Annotated in this window: 20 protein-coding genes; 14 read left to right on the top strand and 6 right to left on the bottom strand. The window is 63.5% G+C overall.

Features of this window, described 5'->3' with window-relative positions:
* Nucleotide 1: 1 nt before the first annotated feature.
* A complete protein-coding gene (locus MJ956_RS12770) occupies nucleotides 2–241 on the top strand; it encodes a TM2 domain-containing protein (protein WP_253964837.1) in 240 nt (79 codons plus the stop codon).
* An 81-nt stretch (nucleotides 242–322) separates the two neighbouring features.
* On the opposite strand, the gene MJ956_RS12765 is transcribed toward MJ956_RS12770, so the two are convergent.
* The 3 genes from MJ956_RS12765 to MJ956_RS12755 all read right to left on the bottom strand — a co-directional run bounded on the left by MJ956_RS12765 (nucleotide 323) and on the right by MJ956_RS12755 (nucleotide 2442).
* A complete protein-coding gene (locus MJ956_RS12765; RefSeq protein ID WP_253964836.1) occupies nucleotides 323–1027 on the bottom strand; it encodes a L,D-transpeptidase in 705 nt (234 codons plus the stop codon).
* Nucleotides 1028–1268: 241 nt separating this feature from the next.
* Nucleotides 1269–1931, bottom strand: a complete 663-nt coding sequence (locus tag MJ956_RS12760; RefSeq protein ID WP_253964835.1) for a haloacid dehalogenase type II — start codon at nucleotides 1929–1931, stop codon at nucleotides 1269–1271.
* 271 nt (nucleotides 1932–2202) lie between these two features.
* Nucleotides 2203–2442 carry a hypothetical protein gene (locus tag MJ956_RS12755; protein WP_253964834.1) on the bottom strand — a complete coding sequence of 80 codons (240 nt, stop codon included), beginning with the start codon at nucleotides 2440–2442 and terminating at the stop codon, nucleotides 2203–2205.
* A gap of 369 nt (nucleotides 2443–2811) precedes the next feature.
* Here MJ956_RS12755 and MJ956_RS12750 point away from each other — a divergent pair, with 369 nt between their 5' ends.
* From MJ956_RS12750 to MJ956_RS12735, 4 genes are all read left to right on the top strand, one after another.
* The gene (locus MJ956_RS12750) at nucleotides 2812–3675 is read left to right on the top strand and encodes a branched-chain amino acid aminotransferase (protein ID WP_253964833.1); all 864 of its coding nucleotides are present in this window, start codon (nucleotides 2812–2814) and stop codon (nucleotides 3673–3675) included.
* Between the two features lie 142 nt (nucleotides 3676–3817).
* Nucleotides 3818–4420, top strand: coding sequence for a superoxide dismutase (locus MJ956_RS12745; RefSeq protein ID WP_253964832.1), 603 nt, complete (start codon nucleotides 3818–3820; stop codon nucleotides 4418–4420).
* Nucleotides 4421–4632: 212 nt separating this feature from the next.
* Nucleotides 4633–5091, top strand: coding sequence for a c-type cytochrome (locus tag MJ956_RS12740; protein ID WP_253964831.1), 459 nt, complete (start codon nucleotides 4633–4635; stop codon nucleotides 5089–5091).
* A gap of 46 nt (nucleotides 5092–5137) precedes the next feature.
* Nucleotides 5138–6070, top strand: coding sequence for a cytochrome c (locus MJ956_RS12735; protein ID WP_253964830.1), 933 nt, complete (start codon nucleotides 5138–5140; stop codon nucleotides 6068–6070).
* A 45-nt stretch (nucleotides 6071–6115) separates the two neighbouring features.
* Here MJ956_RS12735 and MJ956_RS12730 read toward each other — a convergent pair whose 3' ends face one another.
* Complete coding sequence (locus MJ956_RS12730) at nucleotides 6116–8227, bottom strand: S9 family peptidase (RefSeq protein WP_253964829.1); 2112 nt, start codon at nucleotides 8225–8227, stop codon at nucleotides 6116–6118.
* Nucleotides 8228–8647: 420 nt separating this feature from the next.
* On the opposite strand from MJ956_RS12730, the gene MJ956_RS12725 reads away from it, so the two are divergent.
* The 9 genes from MJ956_RS12725 to MJ956_RS12685 are packed head-to-tail and all read left to right on the top strand — an operon-like array spanning nucleotide 8648 to nucleotide 15924.
* Nucleotides 8648–11005, top strand: a complete 2358-nt coding sequence (locus tag MJ956_RS12725; RefSeq protein WP_423724865.1) for a putative monovalent cation/H+ antiporter subunit A — start codon at nucleotides 8648–8650, stop codon at nucleotides 11003–11005.
* Nucleotides 11002–11421, top strand: a complete 420-nt coding sequence (locus MJ956_RS12720) for a Na+/H+ antiporter subunit B (protein ID WP_253964827.1) — start codon at nucleotides 11002–11004, stop codon at nucleotides 11419–11421. Before MJ956_RS12725 ends, MJ956_RS12720 begins: the two co-directional genes overlap by 4 nt.
* Nucleotides 11421–11798, top strand: coding sequence for a Na+/H+ antiporter subunit C (locus MJ956_RS12715; RefSeq protein ID WP_253964826.1), 378 nt, complete (start codon nucleotides 11421–11423; stop codon nucleotides 11796–11798). Before MJ956_RS12720 ends, MJ956_RS12715 begins: the two co-directional genes overlap by 1 nt.
* 2 nt (nucleotides 11799–11800) lie before the next feature.
* On the top strand, nucleotides 11801–13483 hold the full coding sequence (locus MJ956_RS12710; protein WP_253964825.1) for a monovalent cation/H+ antiporter subunit D: 1683 nt from the start codon (nucleotides 11801–11803) through the stop codon (nucleotides 13481–13483).
* Nucleotides 13480–13953, top strand: a complete 474-nt coding sequence (locus MJ956_RS12705) for a Na+/H+ antiporter subunit E (RefSeq protein ID WP_253964824.1) — start codon at nucleotides 13480–13482, stop codon at nucleotides 13951–13953. The genes MJ956_RS12710 and MJ956_RS12705 overlap by 4 nt, the downstream gene beginning before the upstream one ends.
* Entirely contained in the window at nucleotides 13950–14306 is a 357-nt protein-coding gene (locus tag MJ956_RS12700; protein WP_253964823.1) for a cation:proton antiporter, read from the top strand. The genes MJ956_RS12705 and MJ956_RS12700 overlap by 4 nt, the downstream gene beginning before the upstream one ends.
* Nucleotides 14303–14704 (top strand): monovalent cation/H(+) antiporter subunit G, encoded by a 402-nt coding sequence (gene mnhG, locus MJ956_RS12695; protein WP_253964822.1) that lies wholly within the window; start codon nucleotides 14303–14305, stop codon nucleotides 14702–14704. Before MJ956_RS12700 ends, mnhG begins: the two co-directional genes overlap by 4 nt.
* A gap of 31 nt (nucleotides 14705–14735) precedes the next feature.
* Nucleotides 14736–15116: a DUF423 domain-containing protein gene (locus MJ956_RS12690; RefSeq protein WP_253964821.1), complete on the top strand. Its 381-nt coding sequence runs from the start codon at nucleotides 14736–14738 to the stop codon at nucleotides 15114–15116.
* A gap of 22 nt (nucleotides 15117–15138) precedes the next feature.
* On the top strand, nucleotides 15139–15924 hold the full coding sequence (locus MJ956_RS12685) for an SDR family NAD(P)-dependent oxidoreductase (RefSeq protein WP_253964820.1): 786 nt from the start codon (nucleotides 15139–15141) through the stop codon (nucleotides 15922–15924).
* A gap of 95 nt (nucleotides 15925–16019) precedes the next feature.
* Here MJ956_RS12685 and MJ956_RS12680 read toward each other — a convergent pair whose 3' ends face one another.
* Nucleotides 16020–16889 (bottom strand): F510_1955 family glycosylhydrolase, encoded by an 870-nt coding sequence (locus tag MJ956_RS12680; RefSeq protein WP_253964819.1) that lies wholly within the window; start codon nucleotides 16887–16889, stop codon nucleotides 16020–16022.
* A 158-nt stretch (nucleotides 16890–17047) separates the two neighbouring features.
* Nucleotides 17048–17867, bottom strand: an 820-nt coding sequence (locus MJ956_RS12675; RefSeq protein WP_253964818.1) for a hypothetical protein, incomplete at its 5' end; no start/stop codon positions are given.

Here is a 17867-nt window from a genome sequence, read left to right as displayed (position 1 = left end):
CATGAACCGAAAGTCGGGCCTTGCGTCCTACATCCTCTGGCTCTTGTGCTTCGGCGGAATTTGCGGCCTGCACCGGTTTTATCTCGGGCGGTTCTGGACGGGCCTATTGTGGCTGTTCACATTCGGGCTTCTGGGTATTGGCCAATTGATCGATTTGTTTCTCATTCCCGGCATGGTGCGCGAAGAAAATCTCGAAACGCGTATCGACCACATGGAGCGTGAGCGCGATCGTTTGCGATAGGCCTGAAAAATCCGATCGTGCAGAAAAAAGGACGAGAGAATCTCCCGCCCCTTTTGACTGCGATAAGCGCAGGGCAGCCGGTCAGACCATCCCGCTTTGGGTCACGACTAGCGGCGAGCCGGACTTGACGCGGTCATACAGATCGATCGCGTCCTGGTTCATGAAGCGGATGCAGCCGGAGGACGAGTTCGTCCCGATCGTCCAGTATTCCGGCGTGCCGTGCAGACGGTAGAGCGTGTCCTTGCCACCCTGGAAGATGTAGAGCGCGCGCGCGCCCAATGGATTGGCGAGACCCGGCTCCATGCCGTCCGCATATTTGGCCAGGCTCGGCTCGCGTTTGATCATCTCCTTGGGCGGCGTCCAGGTCGGCCATTTCTTCTTCCACTGGACCTTGGCCCGGCCGCTCCAGGCAAAGCCCGCCCGTCCGATGCCGACGCCGTAGCGCATCGCGCGGCCACCGGGCATCACCACATAGGCGTAGTAATTCGCGGTGTCGACGACCACAGTCCCAGGCGCTTCGCCCGTCGGATCAGCGACCTCCTGACGATAGAACCTCGGATCGACCCGTTTCAGATCGACGGCCGGAATCCGGTATCCACCATCGACCACCGGCCCGTACATCGACACATATTTGGGTTCGATCCCGCGCTCCACGGGATAGGGGGCCACGGACACGACCTTGGCGCGAGGCCCGGTGGTGCAGCCGGCCGCGACCGCCGTTGCACCGAGTCCGAAACCGAGGAGCAGTTTGCGACGCGTGAAAAGGGAATTGCCGTTATTCGTCATCTATCCAGCCTGTTATTCTTGTCGGCCGCCACCCTACGGGCGAGAACCGTAAATTGTTGTTACCGAGCGAACACTTTCCAAGCTGTTCGGTTCCATTTCGATCACATCCGTTTGATCGATTTGGCGAAGTGGGCGCGGAACGCGCGGGTAAGCCCGGTTCCCGCTCCCCTCATTCCGCGTCAGGCGACGCCGTGTGGAAAATGCGCGGCCGTCCGTGTTGGGTTCGTCCGGCAAATGGTCGTCAGACCAGATTCGGCAGGCTGCGAAGGTCCGCCAGGACGGCATTCGGCGGAAGATCCAGGTATTCGTCCGGCTCGCCTCCACGGTTGATCCAGACCGTGTTGAAACCGAATTGCGTGGCGCCCGCAATGTCCCAGCGATTGGATGACTGAAACGATACGGCGTCCGGATAAAGCCGAAAGCGTGTCGTCACCAGTTCGTACATGGCCGGCGCGGTCTTGTATGCTCCGCAGTCTTCCGCCGAGAAGACCGCGTCGAACAGATCCTCGATACCCGCCGAGCGCACCGCCCGCTTCAACATCTCCCGCGAGCCATTGGACAGGATCGCAAGGCGCGCCTCGCGCTCCTTGAGCGCTCTGAGCGTCCCGGGCACCTCCTCGAACGCGTCGAGGTCGCGATAGGCCTCGAGCAGTTTTTCGCGAAGCCCAGGGTCCGCCGACGGAACCTTTTTGAAGGCGTAGTCGAGGGCGTCCTCCGTCAATTGCCAGAAATCCCGATCGGCAGGTCCCATCAGGCCACGAACCCAGGAGTATTCGAGTTGCTTGCGGCGCCATATCTCGGAAAGAATCCGGCCCGATTCCCCGAGATCGCCAGCGTGCCGGGCGACGGCGGCGCCAGTATCGAACAGCGTGCCGTAGGCATCGAAGACATAGACCGAATGCAAATGGGTTCTCCCTGATCGTATGGCGGCGCTCTGAGCCTACAGGGTCAATATGGGCGCCCCGCGGCAATTGGAAGCGCCGGCGTCTTCCGCTCGGCGGGCGGGTTCCTGGTGGCGGTTCCACCTTGGCCGTTTCACGGGACGCGACCTCGGCCTGCAAAGGAGGGCCAGGTTTTACATCCGCGTGCCGCGCCAGCCGAACGTCGATTTCAAAGGGACCTTTTACGCCGCCAGCCAGACGCCGAGGCTCGCCGGTTCTGTGCCGTCTGAGGTTTCACTTGTGAAGATAGATGCTCTTGGTGTCGGCCCGGCGGGTAAGCTGCTCGATCTCGGGAGGAGTGGCTTTGACCGGAGGTCCCATGAAACGCATTCCCACCAGGGCGCCATGAGCCCATGCCACAGCGGCGGGGCGGAACGTACGATCGGATTGGTCGTAGATCGAGAGCTGCAAAGGGAGGCGGGCGGTCGCCTCGCGGCGGACACGCAATCCACCCTCGCAGATGTCGACGGCCATCGCGTCTTCCAGGAAGCGGCGATGGGCGTCGAGCAGCTTGACTGGGCGAAGGCGTGTGCGCCGTCGGTCCCACCGGCGTTTATTTGTCGGATCATGAAGAATTTCTGTCCGCATTACCGGGGCCTGTGATGGTCGCGCATCCAATTAACGCCGCGCACCGAGACGAGATCATATTTCCGCTGTAACGGTACGAGTTAATCCTTGACGTTGCCTTACCAGCCTTGCTGAATCTTTTAAGCTTCACCCGCCACGGTTGACTCCGGCGCCCGGCCATCGCTAGCGCAACGACTACCCTGTGCGTCCGCTCCTGTGCCACGATGGCGATAACCTCGGAGCGCCACGGCGGCCAAACCCAACCGGAGCTTCTCCATGTCGCAGAAAATGACCCGCACGCGCAGCTTCTTCGATGGCGAATGGCATGACGGCAATCCCGGCCTGATCGGCCCGCGTAGCCATGCGATGTGGCTCGGCAGCTCCGTCTTCGACGGCGCGCGGTGGTTCGACGGCCTGGCGCCCGACCTCGACCGGCATTGCGAGCGCGTCAACCGATCCGCCCGGGCGCTCGGGCTGAAGGCGACCGTGGCGTCGCAGGAGATCGTGCGCCTGACACGCGAAGGGCTCGAAGGGTTCGATGGCAAGACCGCCGTCTATATTCGTCCGATGTACTGGGCCGAGGATGGCGGCTACATGGGCGTCCCGGCCGACCCGGAAACGACGCGATTCTGCCTTTGCCTCTATGAAGCGCCGATGATCGCACCCTCGGGGTTTTCTCTGGGGGTTTCGCCGTTTCGGCGGCCGACGCCCGAAACCATGCCGACACTGGCCAAGGCCGGATGTCTTTATCCCAATAACGGCCGGGCGATCATGGAGGCGAAATCGCGCGGCTTCGACAATGCTCTGGTGCTCGACATGCTTGGCAATGTCGCCGAGACCGGAACGTCCAATCTTTTCATGGCGAAGGATGGCACCGTGTACACGCCGGTTCCCAACGGCTGTTTCCTCGACGGAATCACCCGCCAGCGCGTCATCGGGCTGTTGCGCGAGGAAGGCAAGGAAGTGGTCGAGGCATCGCTGACGGTCGCCCAATTCCTCGACGCCGACGAGATTTTCTCGACAGGCAACCACTCCAAGGTGGTGCCGGTGGTCGGCATCGAGGGGCGCGAGCTCCAGCCCGGTCCCGTCTACGAGGCGGCGCGTGAGCTGTATTTGTCCTTCGCCCGCTCGGCGGGCTGACAGGCCGCCGAAAAGCCGACCGGTGGCAAACGCAACCGTCGGCCCTAACTTCCCCCTTCGCCAATTTTTGACGTTTCGGGCAACCCTCGCCGGGTCTGTCCGTTGCGCTCAGGACCTAACCAACCAGAAGGAGACGCACAAAATGGCATTCACCCTTCCCGAGCTTCCCTACGCCTACGACGCGCTTGGCCCGTACATGTCGAAAGAAACGCTCGAATATCACCACGACAAGCACCACAACGCCTATGTGACGAAGGGCAACGAGCTGGCTGAAAAGGCTGGAATGTCCGATCTGTCGCTCGAGGAGATCGTCAAGAAGTCGCACGGCAGCGACCAGGCGCTCTTCAACAATGCGGGCCAGCACTACAACCACATCCATTTCTGGAAGTGGATGAAGCCGGGCGGCGGCGGCAAGAGCCTGCCCGGCAAGCTTCAGATCGCATTCGATTCCGATCTCGGCGGCTATGACAAGTTCAAGGCCGATTTCGAGGCCGCTGGCGCCGGCCAGTTCGGTTCGGGCTGGGCCTGGGTCGCCGTCAAGAACGGCAAGCTCGAGATCATGAAGACCCCGAACGGCGAGAACCCCCTGGTGCATGGCGCCGAACCGATCCTCGGCGTCGATGTCTGGGAGCACTCCTATTATATCGACTACCGCAACGCCCGACCGAAATATCTCGGCGCGTTCGTCGATAATCTGATCAACTGGGATTACGTCCTGGAGCGTTTCGAAACCGTTGCCGGATAAGCCGAGGGGATTTTCCCTTTCGGCTCGCAACCGCGTTCGCGAAATATATTGGGGCTCCGCAGGCGAGGCTTGCGGGGCGCATTCGAAACTTGGTCGTGTTGACGTTTTCGTGAGATGGGTCGGACCTAAGCCCGATTGCGCCAGACCGCGAATTCCTCTCAATTATTTTGGTGCTTGTCCGCAGGGGCGGACGCTTTCGGGAGACGCCTTCAATGCAACAGATCAAAATTCTAGCCATCGTGGTAGCGACCGCGACCGCTGCTCTCGCGCTGCCGGCTTATGCCCAGAACGTCGAGCCGATCAAGCAGCGGCAGGAACTGATGGAAGGCAATGGCAAGGCCGCCAAGCTGTCCGGGCAGATGATCAAGGGCGAGGCGGAATTCGATCCCGCCAAGGCGGCGGAGGCCTTCCAGACCTTTCATCAGACTGCGGAAAAGTTCGGCTCGCTTTTCCCCGAGGACAGCAAGACCGGTGAGGAGACCGAGGCGGCGCCGGCGATCTGGGAAAAGCCCGAGGAATTCCAGGCTGCTGTCGCGAAGTTCGAAAAGGATGCGGCGACCGCCATCGCCGCCAACCCGCAGGATATCGACGCCTTCAAGCAGAACTTCGCCATGGTGGCCGAGAACTGCAAGGGATGCCACGAGGACTTCCGTATCAAGAAGGAAAATTGATAGCGCCTAGCCGCAGGGGCCGCGACGCAGGACGGACATCGGCGACATGCTCAACCGCATCCTCACCACCGTCTTTTTCTGCGTCGTCCTCGGCGCCGGCGGCTTCTATCTGCTAACGATGCCGGATTCGCTCGATGCGGCAACGTTGCCCGACGAGCAGTCTGGCGACACGGCGCGGGGCGAGCGGATGTTCTGGGCCGGTGGCTGCGCTGCCTGCCATGCGCCCTCGAAGGCGGAAGGGACCGCGAAGCTGAGGCTCGGCGGCGGCGATCCGCTGAAGACGGATTTCGGCAGTTTTCGCGCTCCCAACATTTCGCCGGATCCGACCGACGGGATCGGTTCCTGGAGCTTCGCCGACTTTGCAAATGCCATGCAGCGCGGCGTCGATCCGGAAGGCGAACATCTCTACCCGGCCTTTCCCTATTCCTCCTACGTGAAGATGAAGCCCGGCGACGTCGCCGACCTTTGGGCCTTCCTGAAGACGCTGCCGCCGGTCGCGGGACAGGCGCCGCCGAGCGAACTCGCCTTTCCGTTCAACATCCGCCGCGGGGTAGGCCTGTGGAAGCTCTTCTTCCTCGATGATGCGACGCCGATCGTCGACCTTGGCGAGAGTGCCTCGGACGCGGCCCGCGCCGGGCAGTATCTGGTGGAGGGCCCCGGCCATTGCGGCCAGTGCCATACACCGCGCACCTTTGGCGGCGCCGGCGGACTGGAAACGGATGCGTGGCTCGCCGGCGCGCCGAACCCGGAGGGCGAGGGACGTGTTCCCGATATACCCTCGTCGAAGGACGGCATCGGTGCCTGGTCGGCCTCCGACATCGTCTATTATCTGGAAAGCGGCTTCACGCCGGATTTCGATTCCGTCGGCGGCGCGATGGTGGCAGTGCAGGAGAATATCGCCCGCTTGCCCGCGACGGATCGCGAGGCGATCGCAGCCTATCTCAAGGCATTGCCGGCGGGAGAGAGCGCCGGCAAATAGCCCGGACAGTTCCGGCGCGCGCCTGATCGTGGGGCAGCCGTCGGGCTAACCGCCCCGACCCATCAGTTTGAGCGCGAAGGCGTAGATATAGGCGACTTCTTCCAGCTTGGAGAAGCGGCCGGAGGCGCCGCCATGGCCCGAATCCATGTTGGTGCGCAGGATCACCGGATTGTCGTCGGTCTTGACCTCGCGCAGTCGGGCCACCCACTTGGCCGGCTCCCAATAAGTCACGCGCGGATCGGTGAGCCCAGCCAGCACCAAGATCGGCGGATAGGCCTGCCGCTTGACGTTGTCGTAGGGGCTGTAGGACGCGATGACCTCGTAATCCCCGCCCGACAGGATCGGATTGCCCCATTCGGGCCATTCCGGCGGCGTCAGCGGTAGCGTGTCATCGAGCATGGTGTTGAGAACGTCGACGAAGGGTACCACGGCGATGATGCCGCCGAATTTGTCCGGCGCCATGTTGGCGACCGCGCCCATCAGCATGCCGCCGGCCGAGCCGCCATTGGCGACGATCCGCTCGTGTCGGGTGTAATTTTCGGCGACGAGGTGGTCGGCGCAGGCGATGAAGTCGGTGAAGGTGTTCGCCTTGTTGCGCCGCCGCCCGGCGTCGTACCAGGCAAAACCCTTGTCCTTGCCACCGCGGATATGGGCGATGGCGTAGACGAAACCGCGATCGACCAGCGACAGGGCGTTGGTGCTGAAGCTGGCGGGGATGGCGATGCCATAGGAGCCATAGCCATAGAGAAGGCAGGGCGCGGTGCCGTCGAGCGGCGTGTCCTTGTGGTAGAGTAACGAGATCGGCACCGTTTCGCCGTCCTTGGCGGGCGCGAAGATGCGCCGGGTCACGTAAGCTGCCGGGTCGTGGCCGGAGGGAATCTCCTGCGTCTTCAACAAGGTGCGTTCGCGCGTCTCCACATCGTAGTCGAAGGTCTGGGTCGGCGTGGTCAGTGATGAATAGGTGAAGCGGATGGTGTGGGTGTCGAATTCGTAAGTGCCGGCCAGCCCGAGCGAATAGGCTTCCTCTTCGAAGGCGATCGCATGTTCCTCGCCATCCGCCAGCCGCTTGACGACGATCCGCGGCAGGCCGTCACGTCGTTCGAGCCAGATCAGGTGACGTTTCAACACCATGTGGCTGAGGATGAGACGTCCATCCTCATGCGCGACGAAATCGGTCCAGTCCGAGCGCCGCGATGCGTCGGTCGGCGCCGTCACGATCTTGAAATCCCGGGCGCCGTCGCAATTGGTCAGGATGTAGAGGGTGCCGTTGCCCTCGTCCACGCTGTATTCGACGCCGGTTTCGCGCGGCGCCAGCAGGCGGGGTTCGGCCGCTGCGTTGTTGGCGGGAATCAGCCAGCACTCGGAGGTTTCGTGGTCATGGATGTCGATGACCACGAATTCGCCCGACTGGGTCTTGTCGACCCCCATGAAGAAGCCGGTGTCGGTTTCCTCGTAGATCAGCGTATCGTCGAGCGGGTCGGTGCCAAGGCGATGAAAATAAACCCGGCTCGGGCGATGGTTGGAGTCCAGCCGCGTGTAGAAGATGCCCTTCGAGCGGGCCGACCAGACCGTCCCACCGCTGGTGTCCTCGATGCGCAGCGGCAGATCCTCGCCGGTCTCCATGTCGCGGATCGAGACGGTGTAGAACTCCGAGCCCTTGTCGTCATGAGTCCAGGCGAGCCAGCGATGGTTGGTCGAGTGGCTGACGCCGCCGAGCGAGAAATAAGCGCGGTCGGCGGCCTCCGCCTGCCCGTCGAGAAGGACTGTCTCCTGCGGCCCATCGCCGAAGCGGGGACGCCGGATGAAGCGCGGATACTCCGCTCCGACCTCGAAGGAAACCCCATAGGCCCACTCTCCATCAGGTAGGGGCACAGACGAATCATCCTCCTTGATTCGCCCGCGCATCTCCTTGACGAGAGCTTCGCGAAGCCCCTCGGTGCCGGCCATCACCTCCTGCTGATAGGCATTCTCGGCAATGAGATGATCGCGGATTTCGCTGTCGAGGACACTGGTGTCCTTGAACACCTCCTGCCAATTGTCGGCCCGCAGCCATGCGTAATCGTCCGAGCGTTCGCGGCCATGTCGGATGTCGGTCCGGGGACGCCGTTCGGCAATTGGGGGAGTGGGCTTCAATTCGGCTGTGGAAGAGTTTGTCATCAGGCCTGACTTGCGGGAAGGGCTGGGAGAATCGCCGTTGAATGCGGCGGATGGCACCTCGTGCAATAGTAGCGAAGAATGACGGACAGGCCAAACCGCCCGCGGCGTCGGCCGCCGGAGTCCCGATCCTCCAAATTCCCGTTTCGGCGTCGACCGGCCACCCACCGGGTTGCGCAAGCGCGGGAGGAGCCGTCCCGAATCGCCGTCATTTCATGGGAACCCGGTAAAGTCTCATTTTTCCTCCGCGCCAAGGATGTTTTTCGGTGGCGTATGGCATACCACTGTACTAGAAATGGGGTGCGGGTCAGGCTTCGGGTGAACCGGTCTTGCCCACAATGACTGCTCTCCGTATGAGGGAGTCGGGACGGCGCGTCGCGGATGCGGTGTGGCGACGAGCGAGGGATGGAGTACGCGCCGCCGATGACGGGTATCGAGGCAACGACAGGACTTTTCGCGCTTGCCCTGCCGTTCATCGCCGCGGCTTTGGCTCCGATGCTCACCCGTCTTCTCAAGCAGCATGCCTGCTGGCCTCTGGCGCTCGCTCCGGCGTTGGCCTTCCTGTTCTTCCTGCAGGCGCTGCCGGCTGTCGCCGAGGGCAACGTGCTGCTGTTCGGGTTCGACTGGATCCCTTCGTTCGACGTGCGGTTTTCGTTCCGCCTCGACGGCCTGTCCTCGACCTTCGCGCTTCTGATCACCGGCATCGGCACGCTGATCGTCCTTTATTCCGGCGGCTACCTGGCCGGTCACCAGGATCAGGGGCGTTTCTTCTCGTTCATTCTGATGTTCATGGGGGCGATGCTGGGGCTGGTCGTCGCCGACGATCTCATCACCCTGTTCGTCTATTGGGAACTGACGTCGATCACCTCGTTCCTTTTGATCGGCTTCGATCACCACCGCGAGGCGGCGCGACGGGGCGCGATTCAGGCGTTGGTCATCACCGGCGGTGGCGGGCTGGCGCTGCTCGCCGGCCTGATCGTGATTCGCGAGTTGCTCGGCCTGTCCTCGATGAGTGACGTACTGGCCGCCGGCGACGCGCTTCGAGACAGCGCTTTTTACGTACCGATCCTGCTTCTCGTGCTCGCCGGCGCCTTCACCAAATCCGCGCAGATGCCGTTCCACGTCTGGCTGCCCAACGCCATGGAAGCGCCGACGCCGGTCTCGGCCTATCTGCATTCCGCCACGATGGTGAAGGCCGGCGTCTATCTGCTGCTGCGCTTCCATCCGGCCTTGGGCGATACCACGCTATGGACGACGATCCTGCCGCTGTTCGGCTCGGTGACGCTGGTCGTCGGGGCGCTGCTGGCGATCCGCGCCAGCGACATCAAGATTACGCTCGCCTACACGACCGTTGCCTCGCTCGGCCTTCTGGTCATGCTGATCGGAGTCGGCACCGAGGCCGCGATCACCGCCGCGGTGCTCTATCTGATCGCCCATTCGCTGTTCAAGGGCGGCCTGTTCATGGTCGCCGGATCGATCGACCACGGTGCGCATACGCGCCAGATCGACCATCTCGGCGGGCTCGGCCGGGCGATGCCGATCACCTTCACCGCGGCGATGCTCTGCGCCCTCTCGATGGGCGGGATCACGCCCTTCGTCGGCTTCCTCGCCAAGGAGGAAATCTACTATGCCCTCGAACATGGCGACGCCTATCACATCGCGTTGATGGTCGCGGCGATCGCCGGCAACGCGCTGATGTTCGCGGCCGCTTTCGTCGTGGCGCTCAAGCCGTTCGTCGGGCGGATGCCCGAGACGATCCATCATCCGCACGAAGGGGCCCCGACGATCTGGCTCGGCCCCTTGACCCTCGGTGTGCTCGGCCTTCTCGGCGCATTGTTCTATGGTGCCTATCACGCCTATTTCTCTGGCCCGATGGCCTCCGCCGCGATGGGTGAGCCGGTCGCGATCGAGATCGGCTGGGTGCCGCATCTCAACCTTGCCTTCATGCTGTCGCTGCTGACCATCGCGTTCGGCATAATTCTCTACGTCTTCGCGGCGCGTCTTCGCTCCGGCCTCGCCGATCTTCTCGCCGCGATCGGCTGGGGGCCTGACCAGGGATTCGACCAGGCGATGCGGGGGCTTTTGCGTGGGGCGTTCGCGATTACCAATTTCCTGCAATCGGGCCGCCTCGACATCTACATGACGGTGACGGTCATTTTGATCATCGCGGCGCTGTTCGGACCGATGGCCTATATGGACGCCTTTCCGGCCATGCCCGAATTTCCCTCCCTGGCCTTCTACGAATGGACCGTTCTCGGGCTCGTGGTCCTCGGCATCTTCGCCGTTGTCATCGCCAACAACCGCCTGACCGCCATCGTCTCGCTGGGCATTCAGGGTTTCGCGGTGGCGTTGATCTTCATGCTGCTCGGCGCGCCGGATCTGTCCTTCACGCAATTCATGGTCGAAACGCTATCGGTGGTCATCTTGGCCCTGGTGATGACCCGGCTGCGGCTGTCTGCGGCGGATCACCGGCCGCTGCGCGAGTCCCTGCCGGACGCTGTGCTGGCTATCGCTGGCGGAGCCGGCTTCGGCCTGTTCCTGCTGGCGGTGACCCAGCGCCCCTTCGACGCCTCGCTGTCGGATTTCTTCGAGAGCTACAGCTACACCATCGCCCACGGGCGCAATATCGTGAACGTCATCCTCGTCGACTTCCGCGGCATCGACACGATGGGCGAGATCGCCGTCGTCATGACGGCCGGCCTCGCCATTCTGGCGCTGATCCGCGTCAGGGTCGGGCGCAAGGGCGAGCGCTACCCCGATCCGACGGAGCAGACGCCATGAGGACGGTCATCTTCCGTTTCACCATCCCCTATCTGACGACCCTGATGGTGCTGTTTTCGATCTTCGTGCTGCTGCGTGGGCACAACGAGCCCGGCGGCGGCTTCATCGGCGGCCTGATCGCCGCGTCCGCCTTTGCCATCTACGGCATCGCCTGCGGCGTCGCGCCGGTCCGCCGGGCTTTGTATTTCCACCCGATGGCGATCGCGGCCAGCGGCCTTATGATGGCGGTCTTGTCCGGCGTGGCATCGCTCTTCGTCGACGCCAAGTTCCTGACCGGCCTATGGGCGTTTCCGGCGATCCTCGGCGGCGATGTCGCCTTGTCGACGCCGCTGTTCTTCGACATCGGCGTCTATCTCGTCGTCGTCGGGGCGATCAGTTCCATCGCCCTGGCCCTCGAAGAGAGGGAGAGCGACTGATGGAAACCGCGCTCAGCTTCGTCGTCGCCTGCCTGTTCGGCACAGCGCTCTACCTGCTCCTGTCGAAGCACATCATCCGCATGCTGCTCGGTGTCGTCCTGCTCGGCAACGGCGTCAATCTGTTGATCTTCACCGCCGGGCGCATCGGACCGATCGCACCGCCGATCATTCCGGACGATCTCCAGATACCGGAAAGCGCGATCGCCAATCCACTGCCGCAGGCGCTGATCCTGACCGCCATCGTGATCTCCTTCTCCTTCTTCGCCTTCCTGCTGGTGTTGGCCTATCGCGCCTATCAGGATCTCAACACAGACAACACCGACGAGATGCGCCTCGCCGAACCCAAGGACCAGGGGCTGCCGCCCCTCGGCTACTGACCATGGCTATCGGAAACGTCGAGGTCCTCAAGGCCGAAGCCATGGTGAAGGGCGCGGTCGCGGCGTCCGATTATCTCGTCGTGCTGCCCGTCGTCACCTGCTTCATTTTCGGAGCCGGCCTGCTGATGCTGAGAAAACGCACCGGCTGGCATCCGTGGCTGGCGATTCCCGGCTTTGCGCTTCTCTTCGGCATCGACGTCGCGCTTCTCGTCAAGGTCGCCGGGGAGGGGCCCCAGACAATGATGATGGGCGGCTGGAAACCGCCTTTCGGCATTGCCTTCACGGTCGATCTGATGGGGGCGCTGTTCGTCACGGCGGCCGGTTTCGTGGCGCTCGCCTGTGCGATCTACGCGGTGGCCTCGATCAGCGCGACGGAACGGCGCTACGGCTTCTATCCATTCTTGTTCCTGATGATGGGCGGTGTCTCGGGCGCCTTTCTGACCGGCGACATCTTCAACCTCTATGTCTGGTTCGAGGTGCTTCTGATCGGCTCGTTCGGGCTTTTGATCCTCGGCTCCGAGCACGAACAGCTCGACGGCGCGACCAAATACTGCATGCTCAATCTCGTCGGTACGACGCTGTTCCTGATCGCCACCGGCTATCTCTATGGCATCTTCGGCACGCTCAACATGGCCGACATCGCCACGAAGGCCGCGGAGATGCCGGATGATGGCGCGGTCTATACCCTCGCCGTTCTCTATCTGGTGGCTTTTTCGCTGAAGGCCGCGGCGTTTCCGCTCAACTCCTGGCTGCCCGCATCCTATCACACGCCGCGCTTCGTGGTGTCGGCGCTTTTCGCCGGCCTTTTGACCAAGGTCGGCGTCTACGCGATGATCCGGGTGCTGCTGATGCTGTTTCCGCCGGAACGGGCCGGCCTCGCACCGGTGATCGCCTGGATCGCGGGATTGACCATGCTCGTCGGGGCACTCGGCGCGCTGGCGCAGACCGATCTCCGGCGGCTTTTGAATTACGTCGTCATCGCCGGCATCGGCACGATTCTCGCGGGGCTGGCGGTGCCCTCGGTCACCGCTGTTTCCGGCGCACTTTCGGTGGTCGATCCGGTAACGGCGGCGCAGTCGGTCGCGGCGCCGGTGGCTGCGGTGCTTCAGACCGGGCTGTCCGGCTCGATCTATTATGCCCTGCACTCGATCGTCGTCATGACCGGGCTCTATCTCGCGGCCGGAACCGCAGCGTTCCTGTCGGGTTCATCCTCGCTGGCGGAGATGGGCGGACTGTGGCGCCGTCATCCGCTTTTCGCGGGATTGGTCCTGGTGCTGCTGTTCGCGGTATCCGGCCTGCCGCCGTTTTCCGGCTTCTGGCCAAAGGTTGCGCTCGTGCGAGCGACGCTCGTCGCCGACATGCCTTGGCTGGCCGCCACCATCCTTCTGTCCGGCTTCCTGCTGACCATCGCCAGCGCGCGTGTCTTCGCGCTGGCCTTCTGGCGGCCGCTGCCGGCGATCCACGGGGTGGCCAGCGAAAGCGAGGTCGCCCGCATCGAGGCCGAGACGTTTCGGGCGCCCGGGCCGGGCAGGGCGCTATCGTTGGTTCCGATGCTCGGGCTCATCACCTTTGTGATCGGGGCCGGCATCTGGCCGGAGTGGCTGGCGCGGCTGACCGACAGCGCCGCGACCGGCGTCATCGATCCGGCGGCCTATCTTTCCTCTGTCTTCGGAGGCGGATCGTGAGGCTCTCGCTCTTCAACCTTATCCTGGCGCTGATCTGGGTAATCGTCTCAGGCTCGTTCACCCTCCTCAATCTCGTTTTCGGCTTCGTATTGGGCGCGGCGGCGCTGTATCTGATCCGCGAGCAGGTCGGCACGGTCGGCTATGTCGGGCGGGCCGGCCGCATCCTCACGCTGTTCCTGCTGTTCCTTTACGAGCTGCTGATATCCGCCTGGCGAGTGGCCGTGCTGGTGCTGACGCCAAAGCCCGATCTCAAGCCCGGCATCTTCGCCTATCCGTTGAAGGTCGACACGGATTTCCAGATCACGGTTCTCGCCAATATGATCACTCTGACGCCCGGCACACTCTCCGTTGACGTCTCGGAGGATCGCTCCACCCTCTACGTTCACGCGATCGATTGCTCCGATCCCGACGCTACGAAGGCGGATATCGCCGGCGGTTTCGAGCGCAAGATCATGGAGGCGTTTCAATGAACCTTCATGACGTCGCCCAGTGGTCTCTCGAGATTTCGCTGACGGTCTCACTGGTCGTGCTGAGTCTGGCCTTCCTGATCACCGTCACCCGGATCGTCATGGGGCCGACGCTGCCCGACCGGGTGCTCGGTCTCGACATGCTGACCAGTGTCGCGATCGGCTTCATCGCCGTCATCGGCATCGACACAGGCTTCACACTCTATATCGATATCGCGATCGCGCTCGGGCTCGTCGGCTTTCTCGCGACCGTCGCCTTCGCGCGATTCATCATGGCGCGCGGAAAGACCGAGGAAGAACGGATGGAGCAGTTACGGGCCGGCGCGAATGCGACCAGCGGGGGCGAGCCGCTATGATCGGGGACATCGCCACCATCATCGCTAGTCTCCTTCTCCTTGCCGGCTCGGCTTTCGTTGCTGTTGCCGCGCTCGGCATTCTGCGTTTGCCCGATCTCTACACACGGATGCACGCCGCCTCGAAGGCGGGTTCGGTCGGCTCGGCCATGCTGCTGATCGCCCTCGCACTCACCGCGGACGAGACGCCGGTTGTGCTCAGGGCGCTCGCCGCTGTCGCGTTTTTCCTGTTGACCGCGCCGATCTCGGCACATCTCCTGGCCAAGGCCTCCTATTCGGTGGGCTATCGGATGTGGGAGGGCTCTGTCCTCGACGAGATGCCTCCGGTCGATCCGACCTTGGGAACCGCGAAAGCGCCGCCGCCGCAAGGGCCGATCACCGGCGTCGGCGAGAGCCGATGATGCCGCTAGGTGGCTCCACGGACGCCGCCGCGTGACTGCGCTGCTGATCGTCTTTTCGGGCCTCTTCGGCGCGGCCGGAGTGGGCGGCGCGGCCATGGCGGCCCATGGCGGCGACCCACGGCTCGTCGCCATCGCGGCGGCGATCGCGCTGGTCCACGCGCCGGCATTGCTTACGCTGGCTGCGTTGCGGCCGGTCATGCCGCGTCTGGCGGCCGTCGCGGGCCCGCTGATCATTACCGGAACGCTGCTGTTTTCCGGCGACCTTGCGGCGCGGGTGGTGTGGGGCGAGCGCTTGTTCGCCAACGCCGCGCCGCTCGGAGGTATGATCCTGATCGGGGCGTGGCTGGCGACGGCAGTCGCCGGTATCGCCCTGGGGATCGCTGGGCGGCGGTCGACGCCACCAGCGGGATGAGACGGCCAAAGGGAGCCATGCCATGAGGGGGTTTGATCGAACGCTCTTCGCCGGAAAGATCATCGTGGTCACCGGCGCGGGACGCGGCATCGGCGCGGCCACAGCGCGAGCGTTTCTCGAAGCGGGAGGCGAGTTCGTCGCCCATGCCGGGCGCAGCCTCGAACATGCGGAAAAGGACTTGCTGGCCGGCTTGCCCGCCGAGGATCGTGCCCGGCTGACGGTTCTGACCGCGGACCTCTCCGGCCCGGGCGGTGGCGAGCGCCTGGCAGAAGCGGTCCTCGCCGAAGTCAATGGCCGGATCGACATTCTTGTCAATAACGCCGGCACGATGGGCGGCCGGGTGGCGGCCGGCGATATCGATCGGGCGCAGTACGAGAGAGTTCTCGATCTCAACATCTGCGCTGTCGTCTCGCTGACGACCAAGCTGTTGCCGGCTCTCAAGGCATCCGGCAAGGGAGCGATCGTCAACACGTCGTCCATCTCGGCGACGATCGGCGGCAGCCCGGGCTCGTCGCTCTATTCGGCCTCGAAGGCCTTCATCTCCACCTGGAGCCGAGCCCTCGCGAAAGAGCTCGCACCGGACAATATTCGCGTCAACGTCGTCTCGCCGGGTACGATCATGACCGACTTCCATCGCCGCTATTCGACGCCGGAAAAACTCGACGCGACAGCCGCGACGATTCCGATGCGGCGCCTCGGCACCGCCGAGGATTGCGCGCCCTCATACCTGTTCCTCGCCAGCCCGGAACTGTCGGGCTACATCACCGGCCAGGTGATCGAGGTGAACGGCGGTCAGTTCATGGGCTGAGGCGGAGCACCCGTGGGCGCTCCGCCACTGTCCTCGGCGCGGCCCTGGGGACACGGCTTTCCCGCCGTGACCCGTCCGGCGGCGGGCCGGCCGGTTCAGCCGAGCGGCTTCCAACTCTTGCCGCCGTCGGCACTGACGATCACTTCACTGTGCTGCGTGACGGCGAACAGATTGTCGGAATTGCTTGGATCGGCGGCGAAGTGGATAAGGACCCGGTTACCGAAACGGTCGGTGATCGGCTCCCATTCGCCTGCGGATTTCGCCAGCTTGACGAGACCGGAGCCGACCACGAAGGCGTAGACCGCGCCGTCGGGAGCGGCATTGACGAAACTCGCTGGCTGCCCGGCCGGACCGCTCGGCTCCCACGTCTTGGCGCCATCGCGGCTGACCATTACGCCTTGGCCGGTGGCGGCGTAGATCGTTTGCGGATCTGTAACCGACGCCGCCAAACCATAGATGTCGGCGGGCGGTGCGCCGACCACTTGCCAGGTTTTGCCGCCGTCCGTGCTTGTCTGGATTTCGCCGTAAAGGCCGTAGAGCACGTTCGGATCCGCGGCGCTGACGGTCATGGCATGGAAGTCGACGGGTCCGTTGACGCCGGGGGAGACCTGTTCCCAGGAACGCGCTGCGTCACGCGATACCAGAAAGCCCGAATTGCCCCCGGTCTTTGGATGACCGCTGGCGAAGAAGGTACTCGCGTCGGAGGGATGCGACGTGAAGCTCATATAGTCGTCCTTGTTGCTCGACACCGGTGTGGCCGTGCCGTCCGGTGACGTCAGGAACACGCCATCGTGGGTCGCGAGATAGAGCTGGGAGGTGTTGGACAGATTCACGGCGATGCCATGGATGTGGGAAACGTCGGCGATCGCCATGCTCTGGGCATGGCTGCTCGACCAGCCGGAGCCCGTCACGATCAGGGCAGCGATGGCGGCCATGGGGACGAAGGATGTGGTGCGGATTCTCATTGCGATTGTCCTGTCATGAAATTGGTTTGACGGCGTGGATCAGCTTCCGCTCGACCTGACCACGCGGATCGGCCCAGTCCCCGGCGACGGACGTCGCCGAACCCGACTCGCAAGGGGAGAACGAAAGCATCACGACCAGCGGCGGCTGCCGCTAGGTCTCAAGCGAAGGATTTGGGGGGGAATGGATCTGGCGCGGTGGTGGCACCGCCGGGCGCCTGATGGAGCGATCCACCATGGGATCCTTCTGCGCCCAAGGTCGGAGAAGCGCTGGTGTCAGGCAAGATCGCGGCGGCGAGGCAGGGGGAGGCGCAAGCCGATTTCGCCATGTCATCCGCGCAGGCGTCGCATGCGTCCGGCATCGTGCCGTCCATCGCGGCCGTCATGGCATTGTCCGCCATGCCGCTTGGCATCCCATAGCCGGACGTTCCCAACGCGAAGGTAAGGAAAAGTGCGAAGACGAGGATTCGACGAAAAGCCGCCATCCCGTCAATATAGCCCTTGGCGCGTCCGATGCCAACGCACACCGGATCCGCGGCCACTCTGGCCGGGGATCTTGCGGTCGGCGGGTTCGGCCACGGCGGTGTTGCCATATCGACCGCTGTGACCGCCAAATGTGGACGGCAAACTATGATTGTTTCAGAACGCGACGATGCAAGGAAGACAATCGGCAAGCGTGCTGCTATGGGCCGAAGCGGGAGCGTGAAACGATCAGACGGCGGCTTTGCTTGAGGCAGCGTATCCTTTCGGTTGTAGCGTTTGCGATCGTGACGACCCTGGGTCTCGCGCTGGCTGGCCACGTCTGGGTTGCCAGTGACGACGCCGATCGTCTGCGCTTTGCTAGCGTCGTGGACGATGCGATGGCGCGGATTGCTGCCCGGTTGCAGATGCATCTGTCGCTGCTGCATGCCACGAATGCCTTCCTTGTTATCGAAGGTCCGCAGGTCGAACAGGCAAAATTCTCCCGATTTCTCGACGAGG

Origin of the sequence: Aurantimonas marianensis, from assembly GCF_024195285.1 — a bacterium.
GTDB classification, from domain to species: Bacteria; Pseudomonadota; Alphaproteobacteria; order Rhizobiales; family Rhizobiaceae; genus Aurantimonas; species Aurantimonas marianensis.
Note: the sequence above shows the minus strand (reverse complement) of the source record. Positions and strands in the feature narration are given on the sequence as shown.

What these genes read in the sequence shown, in the direction of transcription:
- MJ956_RS12770 (WP_253964837.1), top strand. Translation starts at nt 2, where the DNA reads ATGAACCGAAAGTCGGGCCTTGCGTCCTACATCCTCTGGCTCTTGTGC.
- MJ956_RS12765 (WP_253964836.1), bottom strand. Translation starts at nt 1,027, where the DNA reads ATGACGAATAACGGCAATTCCCTTTTCACGCGTCGCAAACTGCTCCTC.
- MJ956_RS12755 (WP_253964834.1), bottom strand. Translation starts at nt 2,442, where the DNA reads ATGGCCGTCGACATCTGCGAGGGTGGATTGCGTGTCCGCCGCGAGGCG.
- MJ956_RS12750 (WP_253964833.1), top strand. Translation starts at nt 2,812, where the DNA reads ATGTCGCAGAAAATGACCCGCACGCGCAGCTTCTTCGATGGCGAATGG.
- MJ956_RS12745 (WP_253964832.1), top strand. Translation starts at nt 3,818, where the DNA reads ATGGCATTCACCCTTCCCGAGCTTCCCTACGCCTACGACGCGCTTGGC.
- MJ956_RS12740 (WP_253964831.1), top strand. Translation starts at nt 4,633, where the DNA reads ATGCAACAGATCAAAATTCTAGCCATCGTGGTAGCGACCGCGACCGCT.
- MJ956_RS12735 (WP_253964830.1), top strand. Translation starts at nt 5,138, where the DNA reads ATGCTCAACCGCATCCTCACCACCGTCTTTTTCTGCGTCGTCCTCGGC.
- MJ956_RS12730 (WP_253964829.1), bottom strand. Translation starts at nt 8,227, where the DNA reads ATGACAAACTCTTCCACAGCCGAATTGAAGCCCACTCCCCCAATTGCC.
- MJ956_RS12725 (WP_423724865.1), top strand. Translation starts at nt 8,648, where the DNA reads ATGACGGGTATCGAGGCAACGACAGGACTTTTCGCGCTTGCCCTGCCG.
- MJ956_RS12720 (WP_253964827.1), top strand. Translation starts at nt 11,002, where the DNA reads ATGAGGACGGTCATCTTCCGTTTCACCATCCCCTATCTGACGACCCTG.
- MJ956_RS12715 (WP_253964826.1), top strand. Translation starts at nt 11,421, where the DNA reads ATGGAAACCGCGCTCAGCTTCGTCGTCGCCTGCCTGTTCGGCACAGCG.
- MJ956_RS12710 (WP_253964825.1), top strand. Translation starts at nt 11,801, where the DNA reads ATGGCTATCGGAAACGTCGAGGTCCTCAAGGCCGAAGCCATGGTGAAG.
- MJ956_RS12700 (WP_253964823.1), top strand. Translation starts at nt 13,950, where the DNA reads ATGAACCTTCATGACGTCGCCCAGTGGTCTCTCGAGATTTCGCTGACG.
- mnhG (WP_253964822.1), top strand. Translation starts at nt 14,303, where the DNA reads ATGATCGGGGACATCGCCACCATCATCGCTAGTCTCCTTCTCCTTGCC.
- MJ956_RS12685 (WP_253964820.1), top strand. Translation starts at nt 15,139, where the DNA reads ATGAGGGGGTTTGATCGAACGCTCTTCGCCGGAAAGATCATCGTGGTC.
- MJ956_RS12680 (WP_253964819.1), bottom strand. Translation starts at nt 16,889, where the DNA reads ATGAGAATCCGCACCACATCCTTCGTCCCCATGGCCGCCATCGCTGCC.